General features: G+C 67.8%; 11 protein-coding genes. 2 read left to right on the top strand and 9 right to left on the bottom strand.

Annotation, left to right across the window (positions count from 1 at the left end; genetic code table 11):
- Positions 1-833: 833 nt before the first annotated feature.
- The 8 genes from RTK35_RS27215 to RTK35_RS27180 form a co-directional block, all read right to left on the bottom strand.
- Positions 834-1805, bottom strand: a complete 972-nt coding sequence (locus RTK35_RS27215; protein ID WP_165677054.1) for a peptide ABC transporter ATP-binding protein — start codon at positions 1803-1805, stop codon at positions 834-836.
- Positions 1805-2776: an ABC transporter ATP-binding protein gene (locus tag RTK35_RS27210; RefSeq protein ID WP_316909428.1), complete on the bottom strand. Its 972-nt coding sequence runs from the start codon at positions 2774-2776 to the stop codon at positions 1805-1807. The genes RTK35_RS27215 and RTK35_RS27210 overlap by 1 nt, the downstream gene beginning before the upstream one ends.
- Before the next feature lie 9 nt (positions 2777-2785).
- On the bottom strand, positions 2786-3691 hold the full coding sequence (locus RTK35_RS27205; protein WP_044406932.1) for an ABC transporter permease subunit: 906 nt from the start codon (positions 3689-3691) through the stop codon (positions 2786-2788).
- Positions 3692-3701: 10 nt separating this feature from the next.
- Positions 3702-4712, bottom strand: a complete 1011-nt coding sequence (locus RTK35_RS27200; RefSeq protein WP_074971648.1) for an ABC transporter permease subunit — start codon at positions 4710-4712, stop codon at positions 3702-3704.
- Positions 4713-4818: 106 nt separating this feature from the next.
- Positions 4819-6411: an ABC transporter substrate-binding protein gene (locus RTK35_RS27195; protein WP_044406938.1), complete on the bottom strand. Its 1593-nt coding sequence runs from the start codon at positions 6409-6411 to the stop codon at positions 4819-4821.
- 44 nt (positions 6412-6455) lie between these two features.
- Positions 6456-7895: an OprD family outer membrane porin gene (locus RTK35_RS27190; protein ID WP_044406941.1), complete on the bottom strand. Its 1440-nt coding sequence runs from the start codon at positions 7893-7895 to the stop codon at positions 6456-6458.
- A 221-nt stretch (positions 7896-8116) separates the two neighbouring features.
- Positions 8117-9718 (bottom strand): ABC transporter substrate-binding protein, encoded by a 1602-nt coding sequence (locus tag RTK35_RS27185; RefSeq protein ID WP_316909427.1) that lies wholly within the window; start codon positions 9716-9718, stop codon positions 8117-8119.
- A 263-nt stretch (positions 9719-9981) separates the two neighbouring features.
- The gene (locus tag RTK35_RS27180) at positions 9982-10545 is read right to left on the bottom strand and encodes a helix-turn-helix domain-containing protein (RefSeq protein ID WP_044406946.1); all 564 of its coding nucleotides are present in this window, start codon (positions 10543-10545) and stop codon (positions 9982-9984) included.
- 330 nt (positions 10546-10875) lie between these two features.
- Between RTK35_RS27180 and RTK35_RS27175 the strand changes: the two genes are divergently transcribed.
- Both RTK35_RS27175 and RTK35_RS27170 read left to right on the top strand, forming a co-directional pair.
- Positions 10876-12090 (top strand): Xaa-Pro peptidase family protein, encoded by a 1215-nt coding sequence (locus tag RTK35_RS27175; RefSeq protein ID WP_316909426.1) that lies wholly within the window; start codon positions 10876-10878, stop codon positions 12088-12090.
- A gap of 189 nt (positions 12091-12279) precedes the next feature.
- A complete protein-coding gene (locus tag RTK35_RS27170; RefSeq protein ID WP_316909425.1) occupies positions 12280-12720 on the top strand; it encodes an N-acetyltransferase in 441 nt (146 codons plus the stop codon).
- A gap of 24 nt (positions 12721-12744) precedes the next feature.
- On the opposite strand, the gene RTK35_RS27165 is transcribed toward RTK35_RS27170, so the two are convergent.
- Positions 12745-14337, bottom strand: a complete 1593-nt coding sequence (locus RTK35_RS27165) for an ABC transporter substrate-binding protein (RefSeq protein ID WP_316909424.1) — start codon at positions 14335-14337, stop codon at positions 12745-12747.
- Between the last annotated feature and the right edge of the window lie 57 nt (positions 14338-14394).

The following is a 14394-nucleotide window of genomic DNA, read 5'->3' as shown; positions in this document are numbered from 1 at the left end:
TGTTCGAGTGAGTGTGGAGGGGCGGAGCACTATCTACGGTGCAGGCTCGCGGCCTAAGGGTGGGCACGGCTTCCTATCCCTCCCCCGATGATCAGTCGGGGACTATGCCCCTGGGGAGGGGCAGTAGTCGAGATACAAGGGTGGGCCGGGCGGCGTTCCGCTTCAGCCCACCATCCCCCCGCCCTGGCCGCCGCCCGTAGGATGCGGTGAGCCCGGCGAACCGCATCAATCCCGGCCGCCCAGGCAACGATGGACTTCGCACCGCTCAGCCCATCCTACGGTTGCCGCGGCCGAACCCGTTGAGCACCGATTCGTAGCCGTAGCCCGGACTTCAGTTCGGGGAGGGGAATCCCGGGCTGAAGCCCGGGCTACAAGGCTGTGCTTCAGCCCACCGTCCACACATCCTGCGCCGGGCAAGGTCCGTAGGATGCGGTGAGCTCGGCGAACCGCATCAATCCCGGCCACCCAAGCAACGGTGGGCTTCGCACAGCTCAGCCCATCCTACGGTTGCCGCGGCCGAACCCGTTGAGTGCCGATTCGTAGCCGTAGCCCGGACTTCAGTCCGGGGAGGTGAATCCCGGGCTGAAGCCCGGGCTACAAGGCTGTGCTTCAGCCCACCGTCCACACATCCTGCGCCGGGCACGGCCCGTAGGTTGCGGTGAGCTTGGCGAACCGCATCAATCCCGGCCACCAACGCAACGATGGGCTTCGCACAGCTCAGCCCATCCTACGGTTGCCGCCGTCGTACCTGTTGAGCACCGATTCGTAGCCGTAGCCCGGACTTCAGTCCGGGGAGGGGATTCCCGGGCTGAAGCCGGGCTACAAGGCTTGTGCTAGAGGGCGATGCTCTCGGCGTGGTGGCAGGCCACCTGGCGGGCGTCGAGCAGGCGCAGTTCGGGGACTTCGCTGCGGCAGCGTTCGGTGGCGTGGGGGCAGCGTTTGTGGAAGGCGCAGCCGGGTGGCGGGTCCAGGGGGTTGGGCAGCTCGCCGACGATCTTGATCTTCGGTTTGGCCGGGTCCGGGTGGATCGCCGGGGTCGCCGAGAGCAGGGCGCGGGTGTAGGGGTGCAGCGGGCGCTCGTAGATCAGCTCCTTCGGCCCCATCTCCGCCGGGCGGCCGAGGTACATCACCAGCACGTCGTCGGCCACGTGGCGCACCACGGCGAGGTTGTGGGAGATGAACACGTAGCCGGTGTTGAAGCGCTCTTGCAGGTCCATGAACAGGTTGAGCACCTGGGCCTGGATGGACACGTCCAGCGCCGAGGTGGGTTCGTCCGCCACCAGCACCTTGGGGTTGAGCATCATGGCGCGGGCCAGGGCGATGCGCTGGCGCTGGCCGCCGGAGAACATGTGCGGGTAGCGCTGGTAGTGCTCGGGGCGCAGGCCCACCTGCTGCATCATCGCCTGCACCTGCTCGCGGCGTTCGGCGCTGGAGAGGCCTGTGTTGATCACCAGCGGCTCGGCCAGCTGGTCGCCGATCTTCTGCCGGGGGTTGAGGGAGGCGTAGGGGTTCTGGAACACCATCTGCACGTCGCGGCGCAGCTGCTTGCGGTCCTCGCTGCTGGCGCCGGCCACTTCGCGCCCGGCGATCTGCAGGGAGCCGGAGCTGGGCTCCTCGATCAGGGTCAGGGCGCGGGCCAGGGTGGACTTGCCGCAACCGGATTCGCCGACCACGGCCAGGGTCTTGCCGGCGTCGAGCTGGAACGACACGCCGTTGAGGGCGCGCACGGTGGCGTGGCCCTTGAACAGGCCACGGGACACGGAGTAGTGACGGGTCAGGTCACGGGCGGTCAGGACGGCACTCATCAGGCCACCTCGTCGAAATTGAGCGGGAAGTAGCAGCGCACGGCGCCGTGTTCGTAGGCGTCGAGGCTGGGGCGGCGTTCCTTGCAGCTGGCCTGGGCGTAGGGGCAGCGTGGCGACAGCAGGCAGCCCTGGGGCCGGTCGTAGCGGCCGGGGACGATGCCGCGCAGGGTCTCCAGGCGCGGCTGGCCGACGCTGTGTTCGGGAATGGCCTTGAGCAGCGCCTCGGTGTAGGGGTGCGCCGGGGCGTCGAACAGGCGCGGCACGCTGCCCACCTCCACGGCCTGGCCGGCGTACATCACGCAGACGCGGTTGGCGGTCTCGGCGACCACCGCCAGGTCGTGGGTGATCAGCACCAGGCCCATGCCCTGCTCGCGCTGCAGGTTCAGCAGCAGGTCCATGATCTGCGCCTGGATGGTCACGTCCAGGGCGGTGGTGGGTTCGTCAGCGATCAGCAGCTTGGGCTCGGCGGCGATGGCCATGGCGATGGCCACGCGCTGGCTCATGCCCCCGGAGAGCTGGTGCGGGTAGGCGTCGAGGCGGCTTTCGGCGCCGGGGATCTCCACCCGCTCCAGCAGTTCGCGGGCCCGCTGGCGGGCGGCGCGGCCCTTGAGGCCGAGGTGCTGGCGCAGCACTTCCTCGATCTGGAAGCCCACGGTGTAGCTGGGGTTGAGGGCGGTCATCGGGTCCTGGAAGACCATCGACAGGTCCTTGCCGACGATGTGCCGGCGCTGCCGGCCCTTGAGGCGCAGCATGTCGGTGCCGTCGAACTGCATCTGGTCGGCGGTGATCCAGCCGGGGGCGTCGATCAGGCCCATCAGGGCCATCATGGTCACCGACTTGCCGGAGCCGGACTCGCCGACGATGGCCAGCACTTCACCGGCGTTCACCTGCAGGTCGAGGCCGTCCACCACGGGCACGGCGCTGAGGTCGCCGAAGCGGACGCAGAGGTTCTTGATATCCAGAAGGCTCATGGGGGCTCCTCAGGCGGCGTTCTTCAGTTTGGGGTCGAGTGCGTCGCGCAGGCCGTCACCCATCAGGTTGATGGCCAGCACGCTGAGCAGGATGGTCAGGCCGGGGAGGGAGACGACCCACCAGGCACGCTCGATGTAGTCGCGGGCCGAGGCCAGCATGGTGCCCCACTCGGGGGTGGGCGGCTGGACGCCGAGGCCGAGGAAGCCCAGGGCGGCGGCGTCGAGGATCGCCGAGGAGAAGCTCAGGGTGGCCTGCACGATCAGCGGGGCCATGCAGTTGGGCAGCACGGTGACGAACATCAGCCGCAGCAGCCCGGCGCCGGCCAGGCGCGAGGCGGTGACGTAGTCGCGGTTCAGCTCCACCATCACGGCGGCGCGGGTCAGGCGCACGTAGGAGGGCAGCGAGACCACGGCGATGGCGATCACGGTGTTGATCAGCCCTGGGCCGAGGATGGCGACGATGGCCACCGCCAGCAGCAGCGAGGGCAGGGCCAGCATGATGTCCATCAGGCGCATGATCGAGGGGCCCATCAGGCGTGGGAAGAACCCTGCCAGGAGGCCCAGGAAGATCCCCGGGATCAGCGACATCAGCACCGAGGCCACGCCGATCAGCAGCGACAGCCGAGCACCGTGGATCAGCCGCGAGAGCAGGTCGCGGCCCAGTTCGTCGGTGCCGAGCACGAAGCGCCACTGGCCGCCGTCCAGCCAGGCCGGCGGGGTCAGCATGGCGTCGCGGAACTGCTCGCTGGGGTCGTAGGGGGCGATCCAGGGGGCGAACAGCGCGCAGACGATGATCAGGATCATGAAGGCCAGGCCGCCGACGGCGCCCTTGTTGTGGCAGAAGCTCTGCCAGAACTCCTTCAGCGGCGAGGGGTAGAGCAGGGCCGGCTCGACCGGGGGCTGGGCGATGGTCATGGTCGGCTCCTCAACGTTGATGACGGATGCGGGGATTGGCGAGGCCATAGAGGATGTCCACCACGAAGTTGACCAGGATGACCAGGCAGGCGATCAGCAGGATGCCGTTCTGCACCACGGGGTAGTCCCGCGCGCCGATGGACTCGATGAGCCATTTGCCGATGCCCGGCCAGGAGAAGATGGTTTCGGTGAGCACGGCGCCCGCCAGCAGGGTGCCCACCTGCAGGCCGAACACGGTGAGCACCGGGATCAGCGCGTTGCGCAGGCCGTGCACGAACACCACGCGGGTCGGCGACAGGCCCTTGGCGCGGGCGGTGCGGATGTAGTCCTCGCGCAGCACTTCGAGCATCGCCGAGCGGGTCATGCGGGCGATCACCGCCAGGGGGATGGTGCCCAGCACGATGGCCGGCAGGATGAGGTGCTTGAGAGCGTCGACGAAGGCGCCTTCCTCGTCGGAAAGCAGGGTGTCGATGAGCATGAAGCCGGTCTTCGGCTCGATGTCGTAGAGCAGGTCGATGCGCCCGGAGACCGGTGTCCAGCCCAGCCAGACCGAGAAGAACATGATCAGCAGCAGGCCCCACCAGAAGATCGGCATGGAGTAGCCGGTGAGGGAGATGCCCATCACCCCGTGGTCGAACAGCGAACCGCGCCGCAGGGCCGCCAGCACGCCGGCCAGCAGGCCGAGGGTGCCGGCGAACAGCAGGGCGGCCAGGGCCAGTTCCAGGGTGGCGGGGAACAGCGTGAGGAACTCGTGCCAGACGCTCTCGCGGGTGCGCAGCGACTCGCCCAGGTCACCCTGGGCCAGCTTGCCGATGTAGGTGAGGTACTGCTCGTACAGGGGCTTGTCGAGCCCCAGGCGGACCATGGCCTGGGCGTGCATTTCGGGATCGACGCGACGTTCGCCCATCATCACTTCCACCGGGTCGCCTGGAATCAGGCGGATCAGCGCGAAGGTCAGCAGGGTGACGCCGAAGAAGGTGGGGATCAGCAGCCCCAGTCGGCGAGCAATGAAACTGAGCATCTCGGTGATTGACTCCTCAGGTATCACGCCCGCTTCCGTGGGTAACGGTGGGCGGGCGTCGTTCTTGTTGTCGGGTGTCGCGGCAGCGGGTGCCGCGACGGCGCCGTTACTTCACCCGGGTGGTGGCGAAGTGGTTGTTGGTCAGCGGGCTGATCACGTAGCCCTCGACGTTGCTGCGGCGCACGTTGAACAGCTTAGGGTGCGCCAGCGTAATCCACGGGGCTTCGCGGTGGAAAACCACCTGGGCCTGTTCATAGAGCTTCGCCCGCTCGGCAGGTTCGCTGACGCTGCGGGCCTTCTGGATCAGGGCTTCGAACTCGGGGTTGCACCAGCGCGCCTGGTTCTCCCCCGACTCGGCTGCCGCGCAGGACAGGTTGGGGCCGAGGAAGTTGTCCGGGTCGCCGTTGTCGCCGGCCCAGCCCAGCAGCACCATGTCGTGCTCGCCGCCCTTGGAGCGCTTGAGCAGTTCGCCCCATTCCAGGGAGCGGATGGTCATCTGGATGCCGGCCTTGGCCAGGTCCGCTTGCATCATCTGTGCCGCCAGCGCCGGGTTGGGGATGGTGGATGAGGTGCCATTGCGGATGAACAGGGTGATCTTCAGGTCCTTCACCCCGGCTTCGGCCAGCAGGGCGCGGGCCTTCTCCGGGTCGTGCGCCCAGTCCTGCACCTGGTGGTTGTAGCCCAGCAGGGTCGGCGGGTAGGGGTTGACCGCGACGCTGGCGTTGCCGGCGCCGAACACGGCCTGGATCATCGCCTGCTTGTCCACGGCGAGGTTGATGGCCTGGCGCACGCGGGCGTCGTCCAGCGGCTTGTGCTGGGTGTTGATGGCGACGTAGGTGGTCAGCAGTGCATCGATCTCGTCCACCGCCAGGTTGGGGTTGCTGCGCACGCCGGGCACGTCTTCCGGCTTGGGGTAGAGGGCGATCTGGCACTCGCCGGCGCGCACCTTCTGCAGGCGCACGTTGGGGTCGAGGGTGATGGCGAACACCAGGTTGTCGATCGGCGGCTTGCCGCGGAAGTAGTCCGGGTTGGCCTTGTAGCGTACCTGGGCGTCCTTGGCGTAGCGGCTGAACACGAAGGGGCCGGTGCCGATGGGCTGCTGGTTGAGCTGGTTGGTCTTGCCGGCCTTGAGCAGCTGGTCGCCGTACTCGGCGGAATAGATGGAGGCGAAGCCCATGGCCATGTCGGCGAGGAAGGGCGCTTCGGGGCGGCTGAGGGTGAAGCGCACGGTGAGGTCGTCGACCTTCTCCACGGACTTGATCAGCTCGCGCATGCCCATGGCGTCGAAGTAGGCGTAGCCGCGCTGGGCCGATTCATGCCAGGGGTGCTTGGGATCGAGGGCGCGCTGGAAGCTCCAGAGCACGTCGTCCGCAGTCAGGGTGCGGGTGGGGGTGAAATAGTCGGTGGTGTGGAACTTCACCCCCGGGCGCAGGTGGAAGGTGTAGACGGTGCCGTCGGGGCTGATGTCCCAGCGTTCCGCCAGGGCCGGTTCCAGCTCGGTGGTGCCGGGCTTGAAGGCCACCAGGCGGCTGAACACCGTTTCGGCGGAGGCGTCGGCGGTCACCGCGCCGGTGTACTGGACGATGTCGAAGCCTTCCGGCGCGGCTTCGGTGCAGACCACCAGGTTGGCCGCCTGGGCCAGCGGGGCGCCGGCGGCCAGGGCCACCAGCAGGGGCAGGGTACGGAGCGTCATGCGCATGTGAGTCTCCTTGTGGGGCGCCGCTGGGCGGCGCCCGTCTCAATCTAGAGCAGGTCGAAGGGGAAAGTGCTGACCACGCGCAGTTCGTTCACGCTGCCGTCGATCTGCTGCTTGCTGGCCTTGTGGGACATGTAGGTGACCTTGAAGGTGCTGTCCTTGATGGCCCCGCTCTGCACCTTGTAGGCCGCCATCAGCCCGTACTCGTGGTGGCGTTCGCCGTCCATACCGCGCACTTCGACGTAGTTGCCGTAGGCGCCGTTGCGATCACCGTCGTAGTGGGTGCCGTCGATGTCCCAGCCCTTGGCGTACCAGGCGGTGGTGGACAGGCCGGGGACGCCGAAGTAGCTCCAGTCGGTCTCGTAGCGGATCTGCGCGGACTTCTCGTTGGGGCCGTTGTAGTCCGAGAGCAGGGAGTTGGCCAGGTAGATGGCCGCCGTTTCGTGGACGTAGTCGAAGTACTCGTCGCCGTCGATCTGCTGCCAGGCCAGGGTCAGCGCGTGGGCCTGGTGGGCGAGGGTGAATGCCAGGCTCCAGGCGTTGTTGTCGATGTAGCCGGCCTTGCGCGAGCCGGTGTCGCGGGTACGGTAGCCGTTCAGCGCGGTGCGCAGGGAGAGGTTTTCGCGGTCCCCCAGGGTGTGGGTGATGCCCAGGTAGTACTGGTCCCAGATGTCTTCGAAGCGGCCACCATAGGCGGCGATCTCCAGGCTCTCCAGCGGCTTGTAGTTGCCGCCCAGGTAATGCATGTGCTCGCCCTTCACTTCGCGGGTGCCGTACTCGGTGGTGAAGGCTTCGTCGCCTGAGCCGGTACGCGGGCTGACGCGGCGGAAGCTGCCGGCCTGCAGGGCCAGGTTGTCCAGCTCTTCGCTGGTGATGGCGTAGCCGGTGAAGCTGGAGGGCAGGGCGCGGTTGTCGAAGTAGCTGAATACCGGGGTGTCCACCTGGAAGCGGCCGGCCTTCAGCTCGGTGTTGGAGACGCGCAGGCGCACGTTGGCGATGCCCAGCTTGGACCACTCCTCCACGCCGTGACCGTTGCTGTCGGCCAGGGTGCGGTTGCCGCCACCGCCGATGCGGCCCTTGCCGCGTTCCAGGTTGATGGCGTTGAACGCGGCGACATCGAGGCCGAAGCCGATGGTGCCCTGGGTGTAGCCGGAGCTGTACTTGAGCTGGGTGCCTTGCACCCAGGCGCGGCGGCTGTGGGTGCGCTGTGGGCCGTCATCCTTGGGGATGGTGAAGCCGAAGCTGTCCTTCATCTGCTCGCGGGCGGCGAAGTTGCGGGTGCTGAGGGTCAGGCTCTGCCCCTCGATGAACCCGGTGGCGCCGGCCTGGCCCTTCACCGGCTTGTCCACTGCCGGGATGTTCTGCACCTGGGCGGCGTAGCTGGGGTTCTCCGGCACCGGTGGCATGGGCTGTTCCTCGGCCCCTGCCGCGCCGGTGGCGGCCAGCAGGGCCAGGGCCAGGGTCGCTCGGGAATGGTCTTTCTTCATGTCGTTCGCTCCTTTGTTGTTATTGCTTCGCTTTGAAGCAAGGAGCGCTGGCGCGGACTGCCGTCGTCACCGGGCAAGCCGGTGGCGTCGCACGCAAGCGCAGCTTCCTTGCGGACTCGTTGGGGCAGGTATGAAAAAAGGTCTCCTCCGCTCTGCGGCGGATGGAGGGGTGGGTCACGGAAGACCGGGGCCTGGCGGGGGCAGCCGCCAGGCCCCTGTTCTCACGGGGCGTTGGCCACGCCGTAGAAGGAGTTGGTGGAGAACGGGCTGATGCGGAAGCCCTCCACGCTCCGGCTCATGGGCTGGTAGACGGTGGAGTGGGCGATGGGGCTGATCGGCACCTGGTTGTGCAGGCGCTGCTGGGCCTGTTTGTACAGTTCGGTGCGTTGGGCCTGGTCGGTGCTGGCCTTGGCCTGCTTGACCAGCTTGTCGTAGTCGGCGTCGCACCACTTGGAGACGTTGTTGCCGTTGACCGAGTCGCAGCCGTAGAGGGTGCCGAGCCAGTTGTCCGGGTCCCCGTTGTCGCCGGTCCAGCCGAACAGCATGGCGTCGTGCTCGCCGGCGTGGGCGCGCTTGATGTACTCGCCCCACTCGTAGGTGACGATGCGCGCCTTGACGCCGACCTTGGCCCAGTCGGCCTGGATCATCTCGGCCATCAGCCGCGCGTTGGGGTTGTAGGGGCGCTGCACGGGCATGGCCCAGAGGGTGATTTCGGTGCCTTCGGCGATGCCGGCGGCCTTGAGCAGTTCCTTGGCCTTCTCGGGGTTGTACTCGCTGCCCTTGATGGTCTCGTCGTAGGACCACTGGGTCGGCGGCATGGCGTTGACTGCGAGCTGGCCGGCGCCCTGGTAGACGGCCTCGATGATGGCCGGCTTGTTCACCGCCATGTCCAGCGCCTGGCGCACCTCCACCTTGTCGAACGGCGGGTGGGTGACGTTGTAGGCGATGTAGCCGAGGTTGAAGCCGGGTTGCGAGGGCACCTGCAGGCGCGGGTCCTGCTTGAGGCCTGCGATGTCGGCCGGGCGCGGGTTGAGGGTGACCTGGCATTCGCCGGCCTTGAGCTTCTGGGCGCGCACGGAGGCGTCGGTGTTGATGGCGAAGATCAGGTTGTCGATCTTCACGTCCTCGGGCTTCCAGTAATTCTTGTTGCCGGTGAAACGGATCTGCGCGTCCTTCTGGTAGCGCTTGAACACGAACGGGCCGGTGCCGATGGGCTTCTGGTTGAGCAGCTGCGGCGTGCCGGCCTTGAGCAGCTGGTCGGCGTACTCGGCCGAGTGCACGGCGGCGAAGGGCATGGCCAGGTTCTGGATGAAGGCGGCGTCCACCTGGTTGAGGGTGAACTTGACGGTGTGGTCGTCCAGCTTCTCGACCTTGGCGATGTTCTTGTCCAGGCCCATGTCGGTGAAGTAGGGGAACTCGCTGGGGTAGGCCTTACGGAACGGGTGGTTCCTGTCGAGCATGCGCTGGAAGGTGAACAGCACGTCGTCGGCGCTGAACTCGCGGCTGGGCTTGAAGTACTCGGTGGTGTGGAACTTCACGCCCGGGCGCAGGTGGAAGGTGTAGGCCAGGCCGTCTTCGGAAACGTCCCAGGATTCGGCAAGCGCCGGCCCGGCGCGGGTGCTGCCGCGTTCGAACTGCACCAGGCGGTTGAAGAGGGTTTCCGCCGTGGCGTCGAAGTCGGTGCCGGTGGTGTATTGGCCGGGGTCGAAGCCGGCGGGGCTGCCTTCAGAACAGAACACCAGGTTGCTGGCGGCGGAGGCGAAGGAAGTGCCGAGGAGCAGGCCGGCAGCGAGCAGGGCCTGGACGAGGGTGTTCTTGGGCATGCGGGACCTCGATTGTTCTTTTTCTGAGGGCGTCACGGGCTCGCGGCCTTATGGACCGGGCACGTGCTCGGTACAACCCGCTGCGTTCCGGTCCCGGGGTCAGGTGGCCGGCCCTGTGCAGCGGTGAGCGCTCTGGCTGGGGCTCCTTGCCCAACGCCAAAGCGTGGCCGAAATTAAGTCATGCTGAAAAAGTGGTCAACAGAAATTAAGCAAGACTTACATTCAGGCGTCACCGAGCGTCGCATCGTGGTAAATGCGAAGGGTCAGGAGGCGTTGCGGTCGTCGAACAGCGGCATGGTGGTGACGGTCAGCACCTCGGCCACGTTCTCGCCGACGTTGGCCAGGCAGTGGGTCTTGCCGGCGTCGAAGTGCACCGAGTCGCCGGCGGCGAGCGGGTACTGGCGGCCGTCGATGGTGTAGACGATCTGCCCGGAGAGCACATAGGCGAACTCCGAGCCCTCGTGGGCGATCAGCTCCGACTGGTAGCCCACCGGCATGTTCATCTTCACCGCGTTGAGCAGGTTGCCGGGGAAGGAGGTGGACAGGCGCTCGTAGGCCAGCGGCTGGCCCTCGATGGTGTAGCGCACGCGCTCGTTCTGGTGGGAGTCGGGCTGGGGCTGCGGCGGCTGGTCGAACAGCGCGTTCATCGGCACACCGAGGGACTTGGCGATGTTGGCCAGGGAGGAGATGGACACGCCCGTCAGGTTGCGTTCGGCCTGGGAGAGGAAGCTGGCGGTGAGCCCCGATTCGGCGGCGACCTGGTTGAGGGTCTTCTTCGCGGCACGCCGGTAGCGGCGCAGGCGTTCTCCGATGCGGTCGACGGACATGGCGGGTGCTCTGGTGACGGGAGGCGGCCAGTATACCGAGCGGTGCGGCGGGCGGCAGTCCCGGCGCAAGCGCCCGGGCCACCGGCTTGTGGCCGGCGGTGGGCACGGTACCGCGCAAGGGAAGGGTGGAGCTGCCGGGCGATCGTGTCGCCGGGCCTGCGCAGCATAGTGGCTGAAGCTGTCGGGAAGCTGTCAGCGAAAGGTCGAATGGCGCGCGCGTCGTGCATCGGTGGCCATAAAATTAAGTCACACTTAAAAAATCCTTTGACCGCCTCGTTCAGCCTCCCTTAAATTCCGCCGCCGGATTGTCAGACAAGCGAGGACCACGGGATGACCAGGGGTGTAGGCGGCAGCACGCCAGAGGCGGCGCTCGCCCAGTTGCACGACATGACCGCCGGCGCGCGGCCCATCGAGGCGGCGGAGTACCACGCACGCATCGCCCGCGCCCAGCGCTTCATGGTCGAGCAGGGCATCGGCGCGTTGTACCTCCATGCCGGGGCCAACCTGCGTTACTTCACCGGTGTGCAGTGGCACCCCAGCGAACGCCTGGTGGGCGCGCTGCTGCCCGCAGTGGGCGAGCTGGAATACCTCGCCCCGGCCTTCGAGGAAGGCACCGTGCGCGGCTTCCAGGTGGTGCCGGGCGCCATCCGCACCTGGCAGGAGCACGAGTCCCCCTACCGCCTGCTGCTGGATCGCCTGGTCGCCCTGGGCCTGGCCGACGACGCCTGCGTGGCGCTGTGCCCGAGCCTGCCGTTCTTCATGTTTGACGGCCTGCGCAATGAGTCGCCGCGCTACCGCTTCATCGACGGCGGCCGCGTCACCCAGCACTGCCGCGCTATCAAGTCCGCCGCCGAAATCGCCCTGATGCAGCGCGCCAAGGACATGACCCTGGCCGTGCACAAGGCCGCCGCCAGCATCCTCCGCGAGGGCATCACCCCGGCCGAGGTGGAGGCCTTCATCCACCAGGCCCACCGCCGCGTCGGGGCCAGCGGCTCGTACTTCTGCATCGTCCTGTTCGGCGCCGACAGCGCCTTCCCCCACGGCGTGGCCCAGCCCCGGCCATTGCGGGACGGCGACATGGTATTGATCGACACCGGCTGCCGCCTGCACGGCTACCTCTCGGACATCACCCGCAGCTACGTCTTCGGCACCCCCAGCCCGCGCCAGCGCGCCCTGTGGGACGCCGAGAAGCGCGCCCAGCTGGCCGCCTTCGATGCCGCCCGCCTGGGCGCCCCCTGCGAAGCGGTGGACGCCGCCGCCCGGCGCTCCCTGGAAGCCGACGGCCTTGGCCCGGACTACCAGCTCCCCGGCCTGCCGCACCGCACCGGGCACGGCATCGGCGTGGAGATCCACGAAGGCCCCTACCTGGTACGCGGCGACGCCACGCCCCTGGCGCCGGGCATGTGCTTCAGCAACGAACCGATGATCTGCGTGCCCGGCGAATTCGGCATCCGCCTGGAAGACCACTTCTACATGGCCGAAGACGGCCCGCGCTGGTTCACCCAGCCGAGCCACTCCATCGACGACCCGTTCGGGTTGGCCTGAGCCCGGCAGTGGTATGGCCTCCACCTGGCGGGGGAGGTCCTCGACGCTGCTGTAGCTGAAGCGGACCACCGCGTCTCATCACCCCCTTCCCGGCCACCACTGAGGAAGGGGCTGGCGCGCTCCAGCAGACCGACGTTCGTCGGCGCCTATAATCGCCGGCTTCGAACGTGACCCCGCACAGGACTGCACATGATCCGCCTTGCCCGCCCCGACGAGTACGCCGACCTGGTGGACATCTGGCTGGAGGCCTCCCTCCAGGCCCATGACTTCATCCCCGAAGCCTTCTGGCACAGCCAGCGGGACGCCATGCTCAACCACTACCTGCCCGCAGCGGAAAACTGGGTCGTGGAAGAGAACGGCCAGATGCGTGGCTTCCTGTCCATGGTCGAGAACCACCTGGCCGCACTCTTCATCCACCCCGACCACCAGCGCAGCGGACTCGGCCGCCGCCTGCTGGACAGCGCCAAGGCGCGGCATCACTCACTGGAACTGAACGTCTACCGCGCCAACGTCAAGGCGGTGGGCTTCTACCGTTCGGCTGGTTTCGAAATCGTCGCCGAAGCATTGGATGCCGCGACGGGGCAGCCGGAACTGACCTTGCGTTGGTTGGGTGAGTTGGGGGCGGGATAAAGATGTACCCATTCGAGCTGCAGGTTATTCCCTCCCCTCCAACCTCACCCGCGCAAAGTTGTTCGACCCCAGCGGGTTGAGCTGGTAGCCGCTGACGCCCTTGCGCACGACGGCGAATTGCCGGGGGTGGGCGAGGGGGATCCATGGGGCCTGCTGGTGGAAGATGCCCAGGGCCTGGCGGTAGAGGGCGGCGCGCTGGGTGTCGTCGCGTTCGGCGCGGGCCTGGCGGATGAGGGCGTCGAAGGTGGGGTCGCACCAGCCGGCGAGGTTTTCGCTGGAGCTGGCGGCGGCGCAGGAGAGGTTGGGGCCGAGGAAGTTGTCCGGGTCGCCGTTGTCGCCGACCCAGCCCATGAACACCAGGTCGTGTTCGCCGTTCTTGGCGCGTTTGATCAGTTCCCCCCATTCGAAGACGCGGATGTCGGCCTGGATGCCGACGGCGGCGAGGTCCGCCTGGAGCATCTGCGCGCCGATGCCGGGGTTGGGGTTGGTGGGGCCGCCGCCGGGGCGGGTCCAGATGGAGAGGTGGAAGCCGTCGGCATGCCCGGCCTCGGCCAGCAGCTGGCGGGCGCGCGCGGGGTCGTGGGCCCAGGGTTTGAGGGCGGGGTCGTAGCCGAGCACGCTGGGCGGATAGGGGGCGGCGGCGAGGGTGGCGTTGCCTTCGCCGAACTGGGCGCGCAGGTAGGCGTCGCGGTCGAAGGCGAGGTTGATGGCCTGGCGTACGCGCACGTCGTCCAGCGGCGGGTGGCGGGTGTTGAGGCCGACGTAGGCGACCAGCAAGGCGTCCATCTCCAGCACGTTCAGCTCCGGCTCCTGGCGCAGTACCGGGATGTCGGTGGGGCGCGGGTAGATGGCCACCTGGCAGTCGTTGGCCTTGAGCTTCTGCACCCGCACGTTGGGATCGGGGGTGATGGCCAGCAGCAGCCTGTCGATGGCGGGGCGGCCGCCCCAGTAGTCGGGGTGGGCGGTGAAGCGCACCTGGGCGTCCTTCTCGTAACGCTGGAAGACGAAGGGGCCGGTGCCGATGGGGCGGCTGTTGAGGGCCTCGGGCGTGCCGGCGGCGAGCAGGTGGTCGGCGTATTCGGCGGAGTAGATGGAGGCGAAGCCCATGGCGAGGTCGGCGAGGAAGGGCGCTTCGGGGTGGCGCAGGACGAAGCGGACGCGGTGGTCGTCGAGCTTTTCGATGCGCTCGATCAACTGCCCCAGGGCCATGGATTCGGCATAGGGAAAGCCCCGGGGCGAGCGGTCGTGCCAGGGGTGCCTGGGGTCGAGCTGGCGCTGGAAGCTCCAGAGCACGTCGTCGGCATTGAAGTCGCGGGTGGGGGTGAACCAGGGCGTGGTGTGGAACTTGACGCCCTGGCGCAGGGTGAATTCGTAGCTGAGGCCGTCATCGGAAAGCATCCAGCGTTCGGCCAGCGCGGGTTCGATGCGGGTGCTGCCGGGGGCGAACTGCACGAGGCGGTCGAAGACGGTTTCGGCGCTGGCGTCGGCGGTGTTGGCGGCGGTGTACTGGACGATGTCGAAGCCTTCCGGGGCGGCTTCGGTGCAGACCACCAGGCTGGGGGCGGCCTGGGTCCAGAGGGGCAGCAGGAGCAGGAAGGGCAGCAGGCGTGGGTGCATCGGGCGTCCTTGGCGTGATGGCCTGCCGCGAATGCGTGCCTGCGGTGGCGGATGGGG

This window comes from Pseudomonas sp. zfem003 (assembly GCF_032621675.1).
Taxonomy (GTDB): domain Bacteria; phylum Pseudomonadota; class Gammaproteobacteria; order Pseudomonadales; family Pseudomonadaceae; genus Metapseudomonas; species Metapseudomonas otitidis.
The sequence above is the reverse complement of the archived record's forward strand: the minus strand, read 5'-3'. Positions and strand labels throughout refer to the sequence as shown.

What these genes read in the sequence shown, in the direction of transcription:
- RTK35_RS27165 (WP_316909424.1), bottom strand. Translation starts at nt 14,337, where the DNA reads ATGCACCCACGCCTGCTGCCCTTCCTGCTCCTGCTGCCCCTCTGGACC.
- RTK35_RS27180 (WP_044406946.1), bottom strand. Translation starts at nt 10,545, where the DNA reads ATGTCCGTCGACCGCATCGGAGAACGCCTGCGCCGCTACCGGCGTGCC.
- RTK35_RS27190 (WP_044406941.1), bottom strand. Translation starts at nt 7,895, where the DNA reads ATGAAGAAAGACCATTCCCGAGCGACCCTGGCCCTGGCCCTGCTGGCC.
- RTK35_RS27200 (WP_074971648.1), bottom strand. Translation starts at nt 4,712, where the DNA reads ATGCTCAGTTTCATTGCTCGCCGACTGGGGCTGCTGATCCCCACCTTC.
- RTK35_RS27205 (WP_044406932.1), bottom strand. Translation starts at nt 3,691, where the DNA reads ATGACCATCGCCCAGCCCCCGGTCGAGCCGGCCCTGCTCTACCCCTCG.
- RTK35_RS27185 (WP_316909427.1), bottom strand. Translation starts at nt 9,718, where the DNA reads ATGCCCAAGAACACCCTCGTCCAGGCCCTGCTCGCTGCCGGCCTGCTC.
- RTK35_RS27215 (WP_165677054.1), bottom strand. Translation starts at nt 1,805, where the DNA reads ATGAGTGCCGTCCTGACCGCCCGTGACCTGACCCGTCACTACTCCGTG.
- RTK35_RS27195 (WP_044406938.1), bottom strand. Translation starts at nt 6,411, where the DNA reads ATGCGCATGACGCTCCGTACCCTGCCCCTGCTGGTGGCCCTGGCCGCC.
- RTK35_RS27175 (WP_316909426.1), top strand. Translation starts at nt 10,876, where the DNA reads ATGACCAGGGGTGTAGGCGGCAGCACGCCAGAGGCGGCGCTCGCCCAG.
- RTK35_RS27210 (WP_316909428.1), bottom strand. Translation starts at nt 2,776, where the DNA reads ATGAGCCTTCTGGATATCAAGAACCTCTGCGTCCGCTTCGGCGACCTC.
- RTK35_RS27170 (WP_316909425.1), top strand. Translation starts at nt 12,280, where the DNA reads ATGATCCGCCTTGCCCGCCCCGACGAGTACGCCGACCTGGTGGACATC.